Below are 18,359 nucleotides of genomic sequence, written 5' to 3'. Positions count from 1 at the left end.
TTCGCGCAGTGGGATGGCTGACGATGGCGTAGAGTATTCAACATCTACGACAGGGTCAATCTTGACTTCTGCGCCCAGCCGTCGTCGAATAATCGACGTTTCTGTCAAGCATTCTGTCGAGCACGACGTCACGGAGGTCCGCCGATGCAGCCACGACGGGTCGCGGTACTGGGCGGGGGCCCCGGCGGGCTCTACGCGGCGCGCCTGCTGAAGCTCGCGAACCCGGCCTGCGAGGTCCGGGTGCACGAGCAGGGCGGGGCCGACACGACCTTCGGGTTCGGGGTCGGGCTCGCCGCCGGCACCCAGCGCAGGCTGGCGGCCGCCGATCCGGACACCCTGCGCGAGCTGGTCGCGACCGGCCTGCGGCACGACTCGACGATGCAGGTCGGGGGGCGCGTCGCCCGGGTGCGCAACGACCGGCTGATCGGCATCGCCCGCACCGATCTGCTCGCCGTGCTGCAGCGGCACGCCGAGAAGGCCGGCGTCGAGCTCGGGTTCGGGGTCCGGCGCAGCGCCGCCGAGCTCGACGCGGACGTCGTGATCGCCGCGGACGGCGTGTCCAGCGCGACCCGCGCGAGCGGCGGCTTCGGCGGGCGGATCGAGACCGGGCGCGGCCTCTACCTGTGGTGCGGCACCGACTTCCCGCTCGACGACGCCGTGTTCGCCCCGGTCGAGACCGAGCACGGGGTGTTCGTCACGCACGCCTACCCCTACTCCGGCGGCCGCTCCACCTTCCTGGTCGAGACCGACGAGCGGACCTGGCGGCGCGCCGGGTTCGACGCGACGACCGCGGCGACCGGGCCCGAGGACTCCGACCAGACGTCGCTGCGCTACCTGGAGCAGGTCTTCGCCGGGCAGCTGCGCGGCCGGCCGCTGATCGGGAACCGGACGCGCTGGCTGCGCTTCCGCACCGTGCGCTGCGACCGCTGGTCGCAGGGCAACACGGTGCTGCTCGGCGACGCCGCGCACACCGCGCACTTCTCGGTCGGCTCCGGCACCAAGCTGGCGATGGAGGACGCCATCGCGCTGGTCGACGCGCTGCGCGAGGCACCGGACGCCGGCACCGCCTTCGACCGCTACGAGGCGGCCCGCCGGCCGTGGGTCGAACGGCTCCAGGAGCTGGCCCGGCGCAGCCAGCTGTGGTGGGAGTCGTTCCCGTCCCGGCTGGGGCTGCCGGTGGAACGGCTGATGGTGGCCTACATGTCCCGGGCCGGGAACGTGCCGCTGGACCGGTTCGCCCGGACCAGCCCGGACGTCGTCGGCGCGGCCCTGCGGCAGTACGGCGACGACGGTCCCGGCACCGACGACCTGGTCGACCGGATCATCGGCACCCCGCTCGTGCACGGCGCCCGCTCGTTCCCCGACCGCACCGCCGTCCCGGCCCTCCCCCGGCTGCACGCCGACCTGCACGACCCGTGGTCGCCGGAGGGCGACGCGCTGGTCGCCCGCGCCCGCGGCACCGACGGCGTGCTGATCACCGGGCCGGACGACCGGCCCGCCCTGCTCACCCGGCTCGATCTCGCCGAACGCGTCCGGTGCGAGACCGGTGTGCTCACCGCCGTGCAGGGGACCGCCGGCCTGCGCGACGATCTCGCCGCCGGGCTGATCAGCGGCCGCACCGATCTCGTCGCCCTCACCGAGGAGAGCGCATGACACCCGTCCCCTACCCGGAGGCCGCAGTCCGCCGCTACCGCGACAGCGGCCTGTGGGGCACCGCGACGATCGCCACCGAGTTCCACCGGATCGCCCGCGCCCACCCGGACCGGGACGCCGTCGTCGCGCTGGACGGGCGGCTCACCTTCGCCGAGCTCGACGAGCGCACCGACCTGCTCGCCGCGGGCCTGGCCGGGCTCGGGCTGCGCCCCGGCGATCCGGTGCTGTTCCAGGTCACCAACCGGCTCGGCGCCGTCGTCGCCTGGTACGGCGTCCTCAAGGCCGGACTCGTCCCGGTCGCCACCCTCGCCGCGCACCGGGCGCACGAGATCGGCGACATCAGCAGGCGGGTCGGCGCGGTCGCGCACCTGGTCGACGCCGGGGTGCGCAACTTCGATCTCGTCGGCTTCGCCGAGGCGACCCGGCGCGACCACCCGACGCTGCGGCACGTGCTCGTGCTCGGCGACGACCCGCGCGGCGTGCCGGTCGACTCGCTCGGCCGGGACCGGGACCCGGCCGGGGCCCGCGCCGTCGTCGAGCGGATCCAGACCGGCATCGACCCGGACGACGTCGCCGCCCACCAGCTCTCCGGCGGCACCACCGGCGTGCCCAAGGTGATCCCCCGGCTGCACGCCGAGTACTGGTACAACGCCGCCGAGTACGCCCGGTCCTGGGGCTGGACCTGCGGGTCCCGGATCGCACACCTCATCCCGGTGATCCACAACGCCGGGATCGTCTGCGCGGTGCACGCCGCGCACAGCGTCGGTGGCTGCCTGGTGCTCGGCTCCCCCGATCTCGACGAGTCGCTGCCGCTGATGGCCCGCGAGGCCGCCACCGACGTGCTGCTCGGGCACGGGCACTACCGGGCCGTCGACCATCCCGGGTTCGCCGCCGCCACCCGGGCGGTCGAGCGGATCGTCCTGTCCGGCAGCAAGGTGCCACCGGCGCTGTTCGACGCGCTGGAGGCCCGCGGATTCTGGATCGGCCAGCTGTTCGGGATGGGCGAGGGCCTGTTCCTGACCACCCGTCCCGGTGCGCCGCGGGCGGCCCGGCTGACGACCGTGGGCACCCCGCTGTCCACACTGGACGAGGTGCGGATCCTGGAACCCGGCACCGAGAGCCCGGTCGGCGACGGCGAGACCGGCGAGCTGTGCGCCCGCGGCCCCTACACGCTGCGCGGCTATCTCGACGCGCCCGAGCACAACGCCCGCGCCTTCACCTCCGACGGCTTCTACCGCACCGGCGATCTCGCCGCGTTCGTGACGATCGACGGCGGCCGCTACCTGTCGATCGAGGGCCGGATCAAGGACCTCATCAACCGCGGCGGCGAGAAGATCAACGCCGAGGAGGTGGAGCTGATCCTGCTGCGGCACCCGCGGATCACCGCGGCCGCCGTGGTGCCGATGCCGGATCCGCGGCTCGGCGAGCGGACCTGCGCCTATCTCGTCGTCGACGGGGAGGAGCTGGCGCTGCCCGCGGTGCAGGAGCACTTCGCGGCGCTCGGGGTCGCGACGTTCAAATGGCCCGAACGCCTCGAGCACCTGCCCGAGATCCCGCGCACCCTCGTCGGGAAGACGGACAAGAAGCGGCTGGCCGCCGACATCGCACGGAAGGTGGCGGGCGGCGGGGCCACCCGTGCACCGGACAGGAGAGCCGACGTGCCCGAGAGCGCACACCCGATCCGGCGGGCCGGACGCCCGGCCCGCCGGGCCGTCCCGGTCCCCGGTGCCGGCCCGGACCGGGACGCGACGTGAGCGCGCCGACCGGCCGCGCGGTGGACCGGCTCGGCGCGGGCCGCGACGTCGACCGGGTGCAGCCACCGGCCGGGGTGACGACGAGCCTGCACGAGCTCACCACCGCCGACGGCGCCCGCGTGACGGGGGTGCTGCACGCGATCGGGGGCTCGACGACGGTCGTCGCGCTGGCCCATCCGCGGCAGATGCTGGCCCACCATCCGATGGTGGCGCACCTGCTGCAGATGGGCGTGTCCGTCTGGACGCAGGACACCCGGTCGCCGAACAACGACATCAACCTGGTGCACGAGCAGGCTCTGCTCGACCTGGCGGCGGGCCAGGTCCGGTTGCGCGAGCTCGGCTTCGGCACGGTGCTGACCTTCGGGCACTCCGGCGGCGGTGCCCTGATGGCCTTCTACATCGAGCAGGCCGGGCTGGAGCCCGGGTCCCGGATCGAGGTCACCCCGGCCGGCAGGCCGGTCCCGCTGGCCGGTGCGCAGCTGCCGGTGCCCGACGGCGCGCTGTTCCTCGCCCCGCATCCCGGGCCCGGTCAGCTGCTCCTGACCTGCATCGATCCCTCGGTCGGCGACGAGACCGATCCGCTGTCGGTCGTGCCGGAACTGGACATGTACGACCCGGGCAACGGCTTCGTCCCGGCACCGGACGCGTCGTCGTACGAGCCGGGGTTCCTCCGGGAGTACCGCGCGGCCCAGCGTCGCCGGGTCGCCCGGATCGACGCCGCCGCCCGGGAGTGGGCGGCCGGGGCCGCCGGGCACCGGGCCCGGTTCGCCCGCACCGCGGACCCGCGGGACCGCCGGGCGGCACTGGCGCCGCGGATCATCACCACCTACCGGACCGACGCCGATCCCCGCTTCGTCGACCCGTCCATCGACCCGAACGACCGCCCGTACGGCTCGCTGTTCGGGCGCAGGCCGGACCTCACCAACTCCGGCCTGGTCGGCTTCGGTCGGCTCACCACGCCGGACGCCTGGCTGTCCACCTGGTCGGCGTTCGCCGGCAACGCCGGGTTCGAACGGTGCGCGGCGGGCGTGCACGTGCCGACCGCGTTCGTCGAGCTCACCGGCGACCAGGCCGCGTTCCCGGACGACAGTGACCGGATGTTCGCGGCGATCGCCGCCCGGGACAAGACCCGCCACCGGGTGCGCGGGGCGCACTTCGGGCAGCCGCTCGCGCCGGGTGAGCCGACCGGTTACGCGGCCGCGGCGGAGATCATCGAGACGTGGGTCGGTGAGCGGTTCGAGACCGTGCGGGGGTGAGCCGGGGCGGCGGCTCAGGTGCACCAGCGTCTCGGCGTCGACTGAACTCGACGCTGCCCCACAGGACGTGCAGCCACTCCTCGCCGGCGCGCCGGGTGGGCGTGGTCGCCCGACAGAGCGGGGCACACAGCACCGACAGTCACGCGTCCACAGCTCACGTACTGGCGCGGTTGAAACCCCACGGATCGGCGCCCGCACCTGCTCGTTGCAGATTTCGCAGACGAGAAACTCCAAGTGCGTGAGCGGGTGTCCGACCGCGAGTCGTTGTCGTGCGGCCCGGTGACGATCACGCGGGTCGACGTCGACTCAGCCCTGCAGGTCACGAGCCCTGGCGGCTTCACCGGGGCGTCACGGCCGCGACCGTCCTGGCCCAGCGGTACACCCGCCATCCCGCACTCGCTGACCTCCTCAGAGGAGTCAGCCTTGCCGACAAGCAAGGACGTCTGGACCATGCCCCCGGCTGCAATCCGGGTCGTCGAGAGCGCTGTCCCGCTCCTGAGGAATCCTGGCCCACCGACGCCCGGATGACCCCGGCATGGTTGTCCACTCCTGACTGGCCTCCCATTCCCGGATCACATCCAGGGTAGGTCGATCGGCGGAGTGGGACTATCCAACCCGCGTGCTCGGTGGACGACATTCTATTTTGTGAAGCTGTGCTGCTCCGCAACCTATTTGCTGGAAGCACTCGATCGAACTCGAGGAAGTGTGATTTTTAGAGATCGCTAGACTACCGCCGGAGCACTTCCCTCGCGGCTCGCAATTCGTCAAGCTGCACATTACATCATCTACTGGAGCGAGTGGAGTCGAGGAGGCAACCTGACTGAGCGGCGAGGTGCGCGAAGAAGATACCCTCAACTCCTGAATTGCATGTCCGTCGGATACTCTTAGATTAATTCTGTCGTGGATTGAGCGGTCGGAATCCAGATCAGTCCGGCCGAAGCTGTGGAGTCACCGAACTCGCTCCATCCGAACTCCTTGAGGTGTGGAACCGTCGGACGCCTTAGGTGGGGCGACCGGAACGCTCCCTATTGAGGGTACGCAAAATGGGCCAAGTCCTCAATTTGAGCAGCGCGACACTTCTTCGTTGTGGGCGGAGCTCGTGGCAGTCCCACGCCGTTCGGTGTCGCGACTCTTGCCTAGCAACTGCCCTGCTGGTCCGGCTCGGCTTTAGCTTGGCCGGATTCGGTCGACGTATTGCAGAACACCCTTACGACGGCATTGCTGTGGTGATGTCCCCTCGGATGGTGTAAGTCGCTCGCGAGGGTCTCTGCAGGTCAGATCATGCCGTGATGAGTTCGGGTCCTGCCACTGGTTGGTCGCCGGCCGGTGGCGGGGCGAGTAGTGCCATGGTGGCTTCGCCGAGGTAGCGGCGGTCACCGGCTTGCCATTCGTCGTGGGCTTCGACCAGGACGGCGCCGGCCAGGCGCAGCAGCGCTTCGGGGTTGGGGAACACCCCGACCACGTCGGTGCGGCGTTTGACCTCCTTGTTCAGTCGTTCCAGCGGGTTGGTCGACCAGATCTACTTCCAGTGCGCGGCAGGGAAATCGGCGAAGGCCAGCAGGTCAGGGGCGGCGTCGCGCAGCATGGTCTCGACCTTCGCTGATTGGCGGCCGAGCATCCCTGCGATCACGTTGAGCTGGTCGCGGACCATGTCGGCCTTGGGCTGGGTGAAGATCGTGCGGATCGCGGCGGCGACCATCTCGGCGTTGCCCTTGGGGACCTGGGCCAGGACGTTGCGCAGGAAGTGCACCCGGCAGCGCTGCCAGGCCGCGCCGAGCAGCACCGCCGAGATGGCCTGGGTGAGCCCGGTGTGGGCATCGGAGATCACCAGTTGCACCCCGCCGAGACCGCGGGCCTTGAGGCTGCGCAGAAACGCGGTCCAGAACGCCCCGTCCTCGGAGTCGCCGACGGCGAACCCGAGAACTTCCCGCCAGCCATCGGCGCGGACACCGGTGGCGATCACCACCGCCTGAGAGACCACGCGGTGATTCACCCGGGCCTTGCAGTAAGTGGCGTCGAGGAACACGTAGGGGAAGCGCTGCTCGGCCAGCGAGCGGTCGCGGAACGCTCCGACTTCGGTGTCGAGGTCGGCGCAGATCCGTGAGACCTCGGACTTGGAGATCCCGGAGTCGGCTCCGAGGGCCTTGACCAGGTCGTCGACCTTCCTGGTCGAGACGCCGTGCAGGTAGGCCTCCATCACCACCGCGAACAACGCCTGGTCGACCCGGCGTCGGCGCTCGAGCAGCGACGGGAAGAAGCTCCCGGTGCGCAGCTTGGGGATCCGCAGCTCCAGATCGCCGGCGGTGGTCGACAGGGTGCGGGTGCGGTGCCCGTTGCGCTGGGCAGTGCGGGCATCGCTGCGTTCGTGCAGCGCAGCGCAGCGCCGATCGTGTCGGCGAGTTCGGCTTCGATCAACGCCTGATAGATCGTCTCTGCGGCGGTGCGGACACGGTCACCGACATCGGCGACCGTGAGTGCATCGAGGACTTCGAGCAGGGCAGACTGGTCCAGGGCCATCGCGTGGCACCTCTCTACGTGTTCCTTGGCGGGTACACGCAGAGACTCACGCGGTGGCCCCTCCTACGAAGTCAGCCACGCCGGACAGGGCCGCTACTTCCACCACCAACGGGGACGCCACCCATTGCTGTCGGTGCCTGGTGCGACCCTGGTGCCGTGCGGCCTGGCGGGGCGAGGGGCCGCCGCCCCTGGACGTGCCCCGCTAGGCCGGCCGTGCACCCGGGGCTGACCGACCGGAAGCATGGCCTCATCGCATGTTCCGGCCCGTCAGCAGTCGAGCTCGATCACCCGTGCCGCCCCGCGAGCACGTCGCCGCATCTCGTCCGGCTCGGCCGGCTCGCACAGACGACCTCGGCAACAACGCCAGCCAACCGGGCAGTTGCTTCGTCCGCAGCGCTGGTAGTCCAGATGCGGCGAGTGCGTCAGCCCGCGAGCCCCAGCTGGCGCAGCAGCCCGAGGGTGTCGCTGTTCTGCCAGTGCTCGGCGATCAGGCCCTCCCGATGGCGGTACCAGTGGGTCTGCGTGACGGTGAACTCGTTCCCCGTCGCGGGGACGTCCATCACCAGCACGCCGTCCGGCGAGTACTTCGTGAGCGGACCGGTGTGGCGGCCGCGCATCGTTGTGTGCACGACGACCAGGTCGTTCTGCGCGACCGCCTCGTGCACGTCCCAGGCGAGCTCGGAGAACATGCCGCGCAACCAGAGCGCGGCGGCGTGGAAGCCCGCAGCACCCGGAGTGCTGCAGGCGGGCGGTGCACCGATGGCCCGGGCATCCCGGTCGCGCGCGGCCGGGTGGCAGCTCCGCTCGAAGGCCTCCAGGTCGCCGGCGGCCATCTCTGCGAGGTGGGTCTCCACCAGGGTGCGGGCGTCGGTGGTGCTGGTCATGGTCGGGGTCCTCTCTGACGTCGGCCGCTTCCCGGCCTCGTGCCCCGAGGGTCGTCCGGCCGGGCCGCGGGCGGATCCGTGCCGGCCACGGAGGCAGCCGTTCGCGCTACGGAGCCAGGACCGGGAGCCAGCCGGCGAGCTCGGCACGGGCGGTCGACCCGGTCTTCGCGAGCAGGCTGCTCACGTGGGTCTCGGCCGTGCGCGTCGACACGTGCAGCCGGGCCGCGATGTCGACGTTGGTCGCACCGCCGGCGACCAGGCGCAGGACCTCCAGCTCGCGGCCGGTGACGCCGAGTGCACGCAGCCGCGGCGGGACCGTGGCCCGGTCCCGCGCCGGGCGGGGGACCGGGAGGCCGAGCATTCGCAGCCGCTCCCGGCACCAACGCACCAGACGCACCTCGCCGGCCGGTTCCCAGCGCGTCAGTGCCTCGCGCAGGAGCACCTCGGCGTCAAACGCGGCCGCGGCACCGTCCGGGCCGATCATCAGGCTGCGCAGGAACAGGCGCTCGTGGTTGTGACCGGCGAGGCTTGCGTCGGCCGCCTCGACGAGCCCGCGCGAGCGTTCCCGGGCACCGGCCCGTGCCGCGAGCACGGCATCGCCGTACTGCAGGGCGGCCCGGTTTGCGACTTGGACCAGGGCGTCCGAGCCGCGCAGCTCCGCCAGCGGCGCCGGGTCGTCCGGGTGCACCACGGTCGACAGCAGCGCCCAGTACCCCCACAGCGGCGCCGGGCGGGACACCGCGCTGGCCCGCAGCGCCTGCACCGTCCGCGACAGCTCGCCCGCCGCCCGCCTGCCGTCGTGGGACAGCCACGCGTCCCAGCACCGGTACGCGGCCCGCGCCGACTCCGCAGCGATCGGGTCCGGGCTCTGCCGCAGGTACTCCTCGAGTGTCGCGGAGGCCCCGGCGGTGTCGCCGCCCCAGTACTGGCCACGGGCGACGAACACGAGAGCGTGCGCGGCGGGCCCCGGGAGACGTAGCCGGGTCGCGGTATCGGCGCACCGGCGCGCGAGCGGCAGGGTCGCAACGTGGCCGTCGATACTGGTGCCGGCCGCGACGAGCTGCAGCTCCATGATGAGTGCCGTGCCGGGCATCCCCGCTCCGGCTGCCAGCTGCCGGGCCTCCCGCAGCCGTCCGAGATCACCCGCGCCATATACATCGTGCGTGGCCAGCTCGGCCAGCGCGCGGACCTGCCATGGCACGAGTCGGTGCTCGGCGGCCAGCCTCGCGGCCTCGGTGAACGCGGCGCGGGACGCCGCGGCATCCGACGACCGTCGCACCCGCCCGGTGATCTCCAGGGCCTCGCAGACCGCCTCGGGCGTCCCCTCCCGCCGGCCGGCCGCGACGGCGTCGGCGGCGAGCCGGAGCGCGCCGTCGACGTCGTGGCGCCCGAGCGCGACGTTCGCTGCAAGGGCGAGGTGCTCGGCGGAGCCCGCCGGAGCGGCAGCCGCCAGATGTAGGCCGGCAGCTTCCCACCGCTCCGCGGCGACGCAGGCCCGGGCGAGCTGGAGCCGGATCCGGGCGGCCCCGTCGACCGGCAGGCCCGGTAGGACCTGCTCGCCGAGCGCGAGCGCGTCGTCGGTCAGCGCTCGCAGCCCGAGCACCCGCAGCCGCTCGACCGCAACCTCCGCGGCCTGCTCGGTGCCGTCGTCCACGAATGCGGCCGCGGAGGCGAGCACGTCACCCGCCGCCACCAGTGCACCCGCCGCGAGGTGCTCGCGGCCGTGGTCGAGCAGCAACCCTGCGGCCCGGGACCGTTCGCCGGCCCGCGCGCACAGGTCGGCCGCGACCGCGCGCTGCGCCCCGGTCAGCGCCGCGTCCTTCAGGTGCGACACGGTCTGGCGCGTCAGCTCGGCCCGCTCCGGCGGGGTCAGATCCTCGAGGACGGCGGCACGTGTGAGCGCGTGCCGCCAGCGCAGCGCGTCCGTGTCGCCGGTGCGGAACAGGCCCGCGTCGACGGCCGCGCGCAGCCCGGCCGCCGGGTCGTCCTGCGCGGTGGCGGTCGCGACAAACCGCCAGTCCAGGTCGTCGCCCAACAGCGCGGCCGTACGGACCAGCACCCGGACCGGTGTGGCCAGCCCGCGGACCCGGCCCGCGACAAGCCGGGTGAACGCTCCTGGCACCCGAGCCTGCACCGGCCCATCGGGACGCCACACCCCGCCCTCGCGGCGCAACCCGCCGGACTGGACGAGGCCGGCGGTGAGCTCGGCGACCAGCAGCGGCAGCCCGCCGGACGCGGCGAACAGGTAGGCCACGGTCTCAGGGGCCACCGGCGCGCCCGCACGTTCGGCTGCGAGTACCGCGACGCCCGCCTCGTCGAGGGGCCGCAGCAACTGCCGGCCGGCGTGCCGGCCGACAGTGACCAGCTCGGCGGGGCCGCGCTCGTCGTCGCGGGCGGCCAGGACCAGCGGGACCGGCGCCGCCCCCGCGCACAGGTAGGCCAGGAGGTCGAGCGTGTCCCGGTCCGCCCAATGCAGGTCGTCGAGCATGAGCACTGCCCGCCGCTCGCCGGCGATCACCTGCAGGAGCACGCGGACGGCCTCACCGAGCACGACGACCGGGTCGACGAGATCCGCTGCCCTGACGGGCGGCAGCGGCGGCCACCCGGGAAGCAGGCGGGCGAGCACGGCGGCGTGCGGGCCGAGTGACGGTGATCCGGCGAGCGAGGGTGGGGCGGCCCCGACCAGCGCCCGCACGAGCGGTCGGTACGGACCGCCGCCCTCGACGGCGCTGCCGCGCAACACGATCGCCGCAGCTCCCCGCAGGCGGTCGGCGAGCTCGTCGAGCAGCCTCGTCTTCCCGACGCCGGCCTCACCGGTCACCAGAACCGCGCCGGGCGGCTCCGAGGCGGTGTGAGCCAGCAGCGCGGACAGCTCATCTGTGCGACCGACGAGGCGGGTGGTCATCACCGCCACAGTATGGAGGCCGCCGCGCAACGTGGGAACGCCCGACAGCACGTCGTTCCGAGTCGGTACACCAGGCTCTGACCTGCTGATCCCTCCTCGACTGCAGCTTCATGTTCCGCAGGGGCCGCCGCAGTGCACAGGGCCTGTAGGTCATCCGCGGAGTCACGAGCACGACCCACCACGGGCGACACCGGTCGCCCGAACCCGGAGCGGCAGGAGAGCGCGGGCATGGAGGACTCCACCTCGATCTGGAACAGCCTGCCGACCCGACCGCCCAGATCCGTTGTTGAGCGCGGCCGCGCCCAGAGGCCGGGATCCCAGGTATCGGCCTGATGCCGCCGGCACCAGATCAGGCACCACCGGGACCTGTCCGTCCAGTTGATGAACCCGCTCGTGGACCACCACGCTGTCCGCACCAGTACGCAGTCAGCGCCGGTGACGTCGGGGCCGAGGTTGCCGGGTTGCAGACCTGCGGGGCGTCGTGATCGTGCCCGGTGTGCGCCCGCGAGATCGCGGCCCGCCTGACCGGGAGGTCCGGCACGTGCTCGGTGCTGTCGCCGAGGCCGACGGATCGGTGCACCTGATGAGCTTCACCATGCGCCACCACCGCGGGCAGGCGCTCCGCGACCTCTGGGACGCGCTGTCCAAGGCGTGGCGGTCGGTGACTTCCGGGCGGGCCGTCGAACGCGAGCGAACCCGATGGGGCGCGCTCGGCATGGTCCGCGTCGTCGAGGCCACCCACGGCGAGCACGGCTGGCACCTGCACGTTCACGCCCTGGTCGCGTTCGATGGCCCGGTCTCGCGTGAGTTGGCCGGCGAGCTGGGCGGGGCGATGTTCGGCCGGTGGGAGCGCGCGTTGAACCGGGCCGGCCTGGCCGCGCCGATCGAGAACCGCGGCGGTCTCGACGTCCGCCCGGTCGACCTCGGCTCGGACTCGATCGACGCGGTCGCCGAGTACCTCGGCAACATCACCGTGGAGATCACCGGCGGCTCGTTCAAGGACGGCCGTGGCGGCAACCGGGCGCCGTTCGCCGTCCTGCGTGACGCCCTGGCGACCGGGCTCGCCGAGGACTGCGAACGGTGGATCGAGTGGGAGCAGGCGTCCCGTGGTCGTCGTCAGATCGCGTGGTCGCTGGGCTTCCGGGAGTTGGGCCGACGCAGAGCGTGAGCGGACCGACGAAGAGATCGCGGCCGAGGACACCGGCGGAGACGACGTCCTGCTGATCGAGCCGGAGGACTGGCCGCGGGTGCCCGAGCGCATCGCCGAGCTGCTCGACGTCGCCGAGCGCGACGGCCCGGACGGCGCCGGCCTCCGAGCTGAACGGATGCGACCGGGGCTTTGTACTGTGCGGCCCCGCACCGATCCCCGGCGCCGGGCCAGCTCCTCGCCGGGACGATCACCTTCCCACGAGGGTCCTACTGCGAGTACGCCAGTCGCGCCGTCACCACCGAGGTTTGGCTGGGCCTGTCAGGCGGCGATGAACGCCACGAGCCAGCCCGGCGTCGTCGCCGACAGCGAAGGACGAGGGACGCACTGCCGGTGCACCGCAGCACGGCGACCCGGAGGGTCAGCATAAAGGCGACAAAGAGTAACAAAAATTGGTGCTCGACCGACCTCGCCCGCGCGTACGGGCACCGGGCCCGACGCGCGAGAGGAGTGCCTCATGACCACCGCATCCGACGGATCCGACGGTGCTAGCTACCTGCCGGACGGCGGCCCACGCACATGGGGCGACGGCGAACTCGGTGAGAACGACGTCATCGAAGCGCGCGACGGCACCGGGTTCCTCTCACGGAGCGACTTCGTGCAAGGGGAACCAGGGCTCGCCCCCGACCTCGCGGACGACGCCGACTAACCCGCGCTGCCGATGACCGACGACACGTACTTCCTCAGCGATGCGTACAACCGGTGGGCAGACGAATTACGTCCAGTCGGCCACGGGCCCCGGCTAGGCGACATCCCAGTGCCTCCTGAACTGCACGCTCACATCAGCAGGCTAGTCAAGCGGTACTACGAGTATTCCAGAGTGGATGACCCAGCCCGCAAGGGCCGGATGATCACGATGAATACCGTCGCTGCCCGAATGCTCGCCGCCCGACACTCACGGGGTCCGTTTCGTATCGCGCCGCAGTCTCGGGGAGTGATCATCTACAGCGATTCGGTTACGACCGAATGCCACTCGGTCCTCTCAGAAACATATTGGCGATCGGGGCATTCGCCATCGAGTGGCAGCATTCCGACCTGACATGCGCTGACATTTCTGAGATAACCCGAATGCTTCTTCTGACTCACGGCGGCTACCGTCCCGACTGGCGCGGAACAGTATCGGACGTAATCTACTTTACCGAAACGCAAGCACGGGCGTGGGAGGAGCTCTCTACACAGGAGGAGATCTGGCGATCTGCTGACCTCCGGATCGGCCACCGGTGCGAGTCCTGCGGGAATGAATGGCTAACCAACCCGCGCCACACCAAGGCTGTCAGCAAGCAGCGTCGCGGCAGGACACTTTTCGGCCTCGGTGCGGCAGCTCTCGGCGGGGGCTTCGGGGGAGCACTGAGCGGCCTCGTCGGTGGCCAAATCCATGCATGTCCGCGTTGCCAGGGAACAAAGTCGCGTGACCGATTACTGGCCTTCTGTGCGCGCTGCACCACCCTGTGCACGGACCAAATACTTCGGACCTGCACGAAGTGCAACACCCCTTTCGGGGCCGACATCAAGAGCGGGACACAGTGGGAAACCAAGCCGAGCTCGTGGGTTTAGCCCAGGCTCTTCATAGCGTGCTGCCCGGCGGGTGACCCCCGAAGGTTTAGTGGCGCCCTCCTGGCGCCGGTGATCTCGTCGCAGCCAGCTCATCGACGCCCTTCCACGGGACGGTGACAGCGGGCAGGGGTACGGCGACCCGCCGTAACATCGCCCCGGCACGTCGCGAGCACCCGGCATGCCGAACACCGCCACGCAGGACCCGGTCATCGAGTCGCCCGCCACCGAGCGGATCGCCACGGATCAGCCGCCGCCGTCAACGCCGCCCTACAACCCGTTCGGCGACGCACGCGAGACGATCGACATGGTGTGGGCTGCCGCGCCGCTGATCTACGAGAGCCGCGATCGGGCGTTCCGCGGTGACCTCACCCCGGAGGAACGCCTCCAGGATCTCCATGAGCTCGCCCAGAAGATGAGTGAACTTCTCGCCGAGCGGGCGGTGACCAGGACGACCGAGCCGTCCGCCCCGGTCGAGCAGGAAACGATCTGGGCTCTGATCCGCCTCTTGGAGGAGATCGTTCTCCGGGATCGGCCCCGGGACGCGGCGGGCTGCGCGATCTCTCAAGCGAAGGCGCAGCTCGCCGTCGTCGCGGGCGGGTTGACCATGACCGGCCTGGGGCTTGTCGTCGGCGCGGCGATAGGTGCGTTGGAGGTCTACGACGGCTGCATCAGGAAATGAGTAGGGGTTACCGGGCTCCCGGTCGGGGGATGAGGCCGTCGCGTTGGAGACCTTCGTAGCAGTAGCGGCGGATCAGGTCGGACCGGTCGATGCCGTCCCGGTCGGCGGCCCGGTCGAGGAGGTCGCGGGACGAGACGGCGGTGCGGAAGCTGACCGGGATCCGGGCCTTCCCGCCGGGGGCGCGGTGCCCTCGTGGTTTCCGGCGGCCGGCGGCGGTCACGCCCCCGCTCCCTGGCGGGCGAGGTGCGCGTCCCAGGCCCGCTGTCGGGCCTCCCCGGGGGTTCGGGTGCGTTGGGCGGGCACGGCGGCGTCACGGCGACGCTGGGCGGTCGTGCGGGCCGATTCGCGGGCGGCGTCACGGGCCCGCTGGGCGCGGTTGCGGTCCGCGGCGGCCTGCCGCCGCGCCGCGGCCTCCTGGCCGGCCACCGAGTCCGGGTCGTCCCGGAACGGGTAGCGGCCCTGCCGGCGGCACACCCCCGGCACACCGGAGTCCTCCCCGGCGCGGAGCACCGCGAGCGGCACCGGGTCCAGGTCGCGGATCCCGACGGCCCACCCGTCGCAGCCCGGGATCTCCGCGGCGGGGTCGTCGACGAGATCCACCGTCGCCCGGATGGATTGTCTTACGATCCGCTCGGCGGCCGCCTCCACCCCCGGCCGTGCCTCCTGCGGCACGACACCGTGCTCCTGCTCCTTCGCCGTCGCCGGGCGACGCCGCAGCACCACGACGTCGCCGCGGGACCGGTCGACGACCTGCTACAGCCACAGCAGCAGCTCCGCGACGTTCGAGATCGCCGCCGACGACACGAACACCCACCGGCGGGCCGTCACGACGACACCACCCGGCGGGCGTCCCGCAGCGACGTCGGGCCCCGCCCGACACCACCCGCGTCCAGGACGAGCACCCCGCGGACCAGGGCCAGGACGACCGCCTGGACACGGTTCGCGGCGCCCAACGCCCGGCAGGCCCGCTGGATGAACTTCTTCGCCATGTCCTCGGAGGTGCCGAGGCGGACGGCGATCTCCCCGTTCGGGGTGCCGGCCGCGGCGAGCGCGAGGGCCTGGACCGCCCGGTGGGACTGTCTGATCTTCGGTGTAACTGGTCCGACACGCCGAGCGCAGCTCGGTGGGAGGAGCAGTCATGACCAGCACGATCGAGCCTGTGCCCGACCGGATTGATCAGCAACAGCTTGCCCAGCAGCTCGTCGAGGCGGCCCGCGCCGAAGGTGTCGAGCTCGTCGGCCCGGGCGGTCTGCTCGCCGGGTTGACCAAGACCGTGCTCGAGACCGCACTGGAGGCGGAGATGAGCGAGCACCTGGGCTACGAACCTCACGACCCGGCCGGTCGCAACGGCCAGAACTCCCGCAACGGCACCAGGTCGAAGACGGTTCTGACCGAGATCGGCCCAGTCGAGATCGAGGTCCCACGCGACCGTGACGCCAGCTTCGCGCCAGTGATCGTGCGTAAGCGGCAACGCCGCCTGGACGGCATCGACGAGATCGTGCTGTCGCTGACCGCGCGCGGCCTGACCACCGGCGAGGTCGCGGCGCACTTCGAGGAGGTCTACGGCGCCAAGGTCTCCAAGGACACCATCTCCCGCATCACCGACAAGGTCGTCGAGGAGATGACCGAGTGGCAGAACCGACCGCTCGACCCGGTCTATCCGGTGATCTTCATCGACGCGATCCACGTCAAGGTCCGCGACGGCCAGGTCACCAACCGCCCGTTCTACGTCGTCATCGGCGTCACCGTCGACGGTCGCCGTGACGTGCTCGGGATCTGGGCCGGCGTCGGCGGCGAGGGCGCGAAGTACTGGCTCGCCGTGCTCACCGAGATCAAGAACCGCGGCACCGCCGACGTCTGCATCGCGGTCTGCGACGGCCTGACCGGTCTCGGCGACGCGATCACCACCGTCTGGCCGGCCACCGTGGTACAGACCTGCATCCTGCACCTGATCCGCAACACCTTCCGCTACGCCTCCCGCCGCGACTGGGAGGCCATGGCCAAGGACCTGCGGCCGGTCTACACCGCATCCACCGAGGCCGCGGCCCAGGCGCGCTACGACGAGTTCGCCGCCCGCTGGTGCGGCCAGTACCCGGCGATCGGGACGCTCTGGACGCGGGCGTGGACAGAGTTCGTGCCGTTCCTGGACTACGACGTGGAGATCCGCCGCGTCATCTGCTCCACAAACGCGATCGAGTCCTTGAATACTCGCTATCGGCGCGCGGTCCGCGCCCGCGGACACTTCCCCACCGAGCAGGCCGCGCTGAAGTGTCTCTACCTGGTCACCCGGTCCCTGGACCCGACCGGGAAGGGCAAGGCGCGGTGGTCGATGCGCTGGAAGCCAGCACTGAACGCGTTCGCGATCACCTTCGAAGGCCGTATCGTCGCGAGCAACACCTGAACCCCATCAACGCCGGTTACACCGTTGATCGGACAGTCCCCCCGGAACACGCCGGGGGGTGTCTCTATGGGGTCGTCAAGCGGCGATTAGGCCGGGATCGGGTTCGCTGAGGGTCGGCGGCGTGTAGGGGCGGCGGTCGCGGAGCATGGCGTAGATGACGTCGGTGCGCCGCCGGGTGAGGCAGATCAGGGCGGCGTTGTGCCGTTTGCCCTGAGCCCGCTTGCGGTCGTAGTAGGCGCGGCTTGCCGGGTCACCGAGGGAGGCGAACGCGGACAGGAACAGGGCCGATTTCAGTGCGTGGTTGCCGCGTTGGGATCGGGTCTCTCCCTTGATCGACGAGCCGGACCGTCGGGTGACCGGGGCGAGGCCGGCGTAGGCGGCCAGGTGTCCGGCGGTGGGGAACGCTCGCCCATCACCGACGATGGTGAGGATCTTGATGGCGGTCCTGACCCCGACGCCGGGCATCGAGGTCAGGACCGGTCCAAGAGGGTGGGCCTCCAGGCGGGCCTTGAGTTCGGTGGCCAGATCGTCGCGTTCGCGGTGAACCTCACGCAGCTGCGTGGCGACACCGGTGACGACCCGGGCGAACGCGGCGGTGCCGGGGACGATCAGGGTCTGGGCATCGAGTGCGGCCAGGATCTGAGTGGGCAGGGTGCGGGCCAGCCGCGGCGAGCGTGGGCGCATCACCTCAGCGATCCCGTCGACACCCAGCTCGCGCAGCGCCTGCGGGGTCGGTGCGACCGCGAGCAGGTCGAGCACTCTGCCGCGGTCCAGACGTGGTCCGATCAGGCGTTCCAGGGCTGGATGGACGTGCAGCATGGCGTCGCGGAGCCGGTTGGTGAGCCGAGTGGACTGTCCGGCGAGGTCGTCGTCGTAGCCGGCCAACACGGTCAGCTCGGCGAGGGTTTCGTCGTCGGTGCCGACCCGGCGCAGGGTGTGGGGCATGGTGCGGGCGGCTTCGGCGATGACGTGTGCGTCGCGGGCGTCGGTCTTGGCCTGGCCGGGGTGCAGGTCGGCGATGCGGCGCATCGCCAGCCCGGGCAGATACGCCACGTCGACGCCCATGTGGCGGGCGAGGGCGACGGCCAAGGCGCCGATCGAGGCGGGCTGATCGACCACTACGAGCACCCGGCCGTGCTCGGCGAGGGCGGTGAACACGGCGCGCAATGCGGTCTCGTCGTTGGGCAGCGGCTTGTCGTGCAGCCGTGTGCCGGTGGTGTCGATCGCGCAGGCGTGGTGTTCGGACTTACCGACGTCGAGGCCGCAGAACACCGCATACCCGGTCGTCGGGGGCTGATCAGGATCGGGCATCGGCCGCTCCCTCCTCGTCGCAGCAGGCCGACCTGGAGCACCCGCGCCGGCAGCCACGTTACGAGCAGACCGAAGTGCGGTCAGGTCTCTGTCAGCGGTCATGAGTGTTCTCCGGCCGCGGCGACAACACCCCCCAGATCATCGAGCGACAGGGGCAACGAGTCATACCGCGGCCGGCGGCCTGCAAGCCCTCACCGGGCTTGATCAAGAAGGTAACGGGGATTCAGAGCTGGAGACG

Annotated in this window: 13 protein-coding genes and 1 pseudogene; 7 read left to right on the top strand and 7 right to left on the bottom strand. The window is 71.5% G+C overall.

The annotated features are described in order from the left end of the window. The first annotated feature begins 144 nt into the window (after nucleotides 1-144). The 3 genes from ABD160_RS15345 to ABD160_RS15335 are packed head-to-tail and all read left to right on the top strand — an operon-like array spanning nucleotide 145 to nucleotide 4,663. Nucleotides 145-1,653 carry an FAD-dependent monooxygenase gene (locus ABD160_RS15345; RefSeq protein WP_344022881.1) on the top strand — a complete coding sequence of 503 codons (1,509 nt, stop codon included), beginning with the start codon at nucleotides 145-147 and terminating at the stop codon, nucleotides 1,651-1,653. Continuing rightward, nucleotides 1,650-3,407 (top strand): (2,3-dihydroxybenzoyl)adenylate synthase, encoded by a 1,758-nt coding sequence (locus ABD160_RS15340; protein WP_344022879.1) that lies wholly within the window; start codon nucleotides 1,650-1,652, stop codon nucleotides 3,405-3,407. Before ABD160_RS15345 ends, ABD160_RS15340 begins: the two co-directional genes overlap by 4 nt. Then, nucleotides 3,404-4,663, top strand: coding sequence for an alpha/beta hydrolase (locus ABD160_RS15335; RefSeq protein WP_344022877.1), 1,260 nt, complete (start codon nucleotides 3,404-3,406; stop codon nucleotides 4,661-4,663). The genes ABD160_RS15340 and ABD160_RS15335 overlap by 4 nt, the downstream gene beginning before the upstream one ends. Nucleotides 4,664-5,942: 1,279 nt before the next feature. On the opposite strand, the pseudogene ABD160_RS15330 reads toward ABD160_RS15335, so the two are convergent. The 3 genes and pseudogenes from ABD160_RS15330 to ABD160_RS15320 all read right to left on the bottom strand — a co-directional run bounded on the left by ABD160_RS15330 (nucleotide 5,943) and on the right by ABD160_RS15320 (nucleotide 10,969). Then, nucleotides 5,943-7,180, bottom strand: a pseudogene (locus tag ABD160_RS15330) (IS256 family transposase). Between the two features lie 422 nt (nucleotides 7,181-7,602). Then, complete coding sequence (locus tag ABD160_RS15325) at nucleotides 7,603-8,064, bottom strand: ester cyclase (protein ID WP_344022875.1); 462 nt, start codon at nucleotides 8,062-8,064, stop codon at nucleotides 7,603-7,605. Between the two features lie 106 nt (nucleotides 8,065-8,170). Further along, nucleotides 8,171-10,969 carry an ATP-binding protein gene (locus ABD160_RS15320; protein WP_344022872.1) on the bottom strand — a complete coding sequence of 933 codons (2,799 nt, stop codon included), beginning with the start codon at nucleotides 10,967-10,969 and terminating at the stop codon, nucleotides 8,171-8,173. Between the two features lie 541 nt (nucleotides 10,970-11,510). Between ABD160_RS15320 and ABD160_RS15315 the strand changes: the two genes are divergently transcribed. The 3 genes from ABD160_RS15315 (at nucleotide 11,511) to ABD160_RS15305 (ending at nucleotide 14,409) form a co-directional block, all read left to right on the top strand. After that, nucleotides 11,511-12,137: a rep family protein gene (locus ABD160_RS15315; protein WP_344022870.1), complete on the top strand. Its 627-nt coding sequence runs from the start codon at nucleotides 11,511-11,513 to the stop codon at nucleotides 12,135-12,137. Between the two features lie 496 nt (nucleotides 12,138-12,633). Continuing rightward, on the top strand, nucleotides 12,634-12,825 hold the full coding sequence (locus tag ABD160_RS15310; RefSeq protein ID WP_344022868.1) for a hypothetical protein: 192 nt from the start codon (nucleotides 12,634-12,636) through the stop codon (nucleotides 12,823-12,825). A gap of 1,083 nt (nucleotides 12,826-13,908) precedes the next feature. Then, on the top strand, nucleotides 13,909-14,409 hold the full coding sequence (locus ABD160_RS15305) for a hypothetical protein (RefSeq protein ID WP_344022866.1): 501 nt from the start codon (nucleotides 13,909-13,911) through the stop codon (nucleotides 14,407-14,409). Nucleotides 14,410-14,416: 7 nt separating this feature from the next. Here ABD160_RS15305 and ABD160_RS15300 read toward each other — a convergent pair whose 3' ends face one another. The 3 genes from ABD160_RS15300 to ABD160_RS15290 all read right to left on the bottom strand — a co-directional run bounded on the left by ABD160_RS15300 (nucleotide 14,417) and on the right by ABD160_RS15290 (nucleotide 15,494). Continuing rightward, the gene (locus ABD160_RS15300) at nucleotides 14,417-14,629 is read right to left on the bottom strand and encodes a hypothetical protein (RefSeq protein ID WP_344022864.1); all 213 of its coding nucleotides are present in this window, start codon (nucleotides 14,627-14,629) and stop codon (nucleotides 14,417-14,419) included. Then, complete coding sequence (locus tag ABD160_RS15295) at nucleotides 14,626-15,132, bottom strand: hypothetical protein (RefSeq protein WP_344022862.1); 507 nt, start codon at nucleotides 15,130-15,132, stop codon at nucleotides 14,626-14,628. Before ABD160_RS15295 ends, ABD160_RS15300 begins: the two co-directional genes overlap by 4 nt. A gap of 101 nt (nucleotides 15,133-15,233) precedes the next feature. After that, on the bottom strand, nucleotides 15,234-15,494 hold the full coding sequence (locus ABD160_RS15290) for a LuxR C-terminal-related transcriptional regulator (RefSeq protein ID WP_344023296.1): 261 nt from the start codon (nucleotides 15,492-15,494) through the stop codon (nucleotides 15,234-15,236). A 53-nt stretch (nucleotides 15,495-15,547) separates the two neighbouring features. Here ABD160_RS15290 and ABD160_RS15285 point away from each other — a divergent pair, with 53 nt between their 5' ends. Next, on the top strand, nucleotides 15,548-16,810 hold the full coding sequence (locus ABD160_RS15285; RefSeq protein ID WP_344022860.1) for an IS256 family transposase: 1,263 nt from the start codon (nucleotides 15,548-15,550) through the stop codon (nucleotides 16,808-16,810). A gap of 75 nt (nucleotides 16,811-16,885) precedes the next feature. Here ABD160_RS15285 and ABD160_RS15280 read toward each other — a convergent pair whose 3' ends face one another. Next, entirely contained in the window at nucleotides 16,886-18,121 is a 1,236-nt protein-coding gene (locus ABD160_RS15280) for an IS110 family RNA-guided transposase (protein WP_344022858.1), read from the bottom strand. Nucleotides 18,122-18,359: the final 238 nt, after the last annotated feature.

It is taken from the genome of Pseudonocardia kongjuensis (assembly GCF_039526905.1).
Classification (GTDB): Bacteria; Actinomycetota; Actinomycetes; order Mycobacteriales; family Pseudonocardiaceae; genus Pseudonocardia; species Pseudonocardia kongjuensis.
This window is presented reverse-complemented; position numbering and strand designations above follow the sequence as displayed.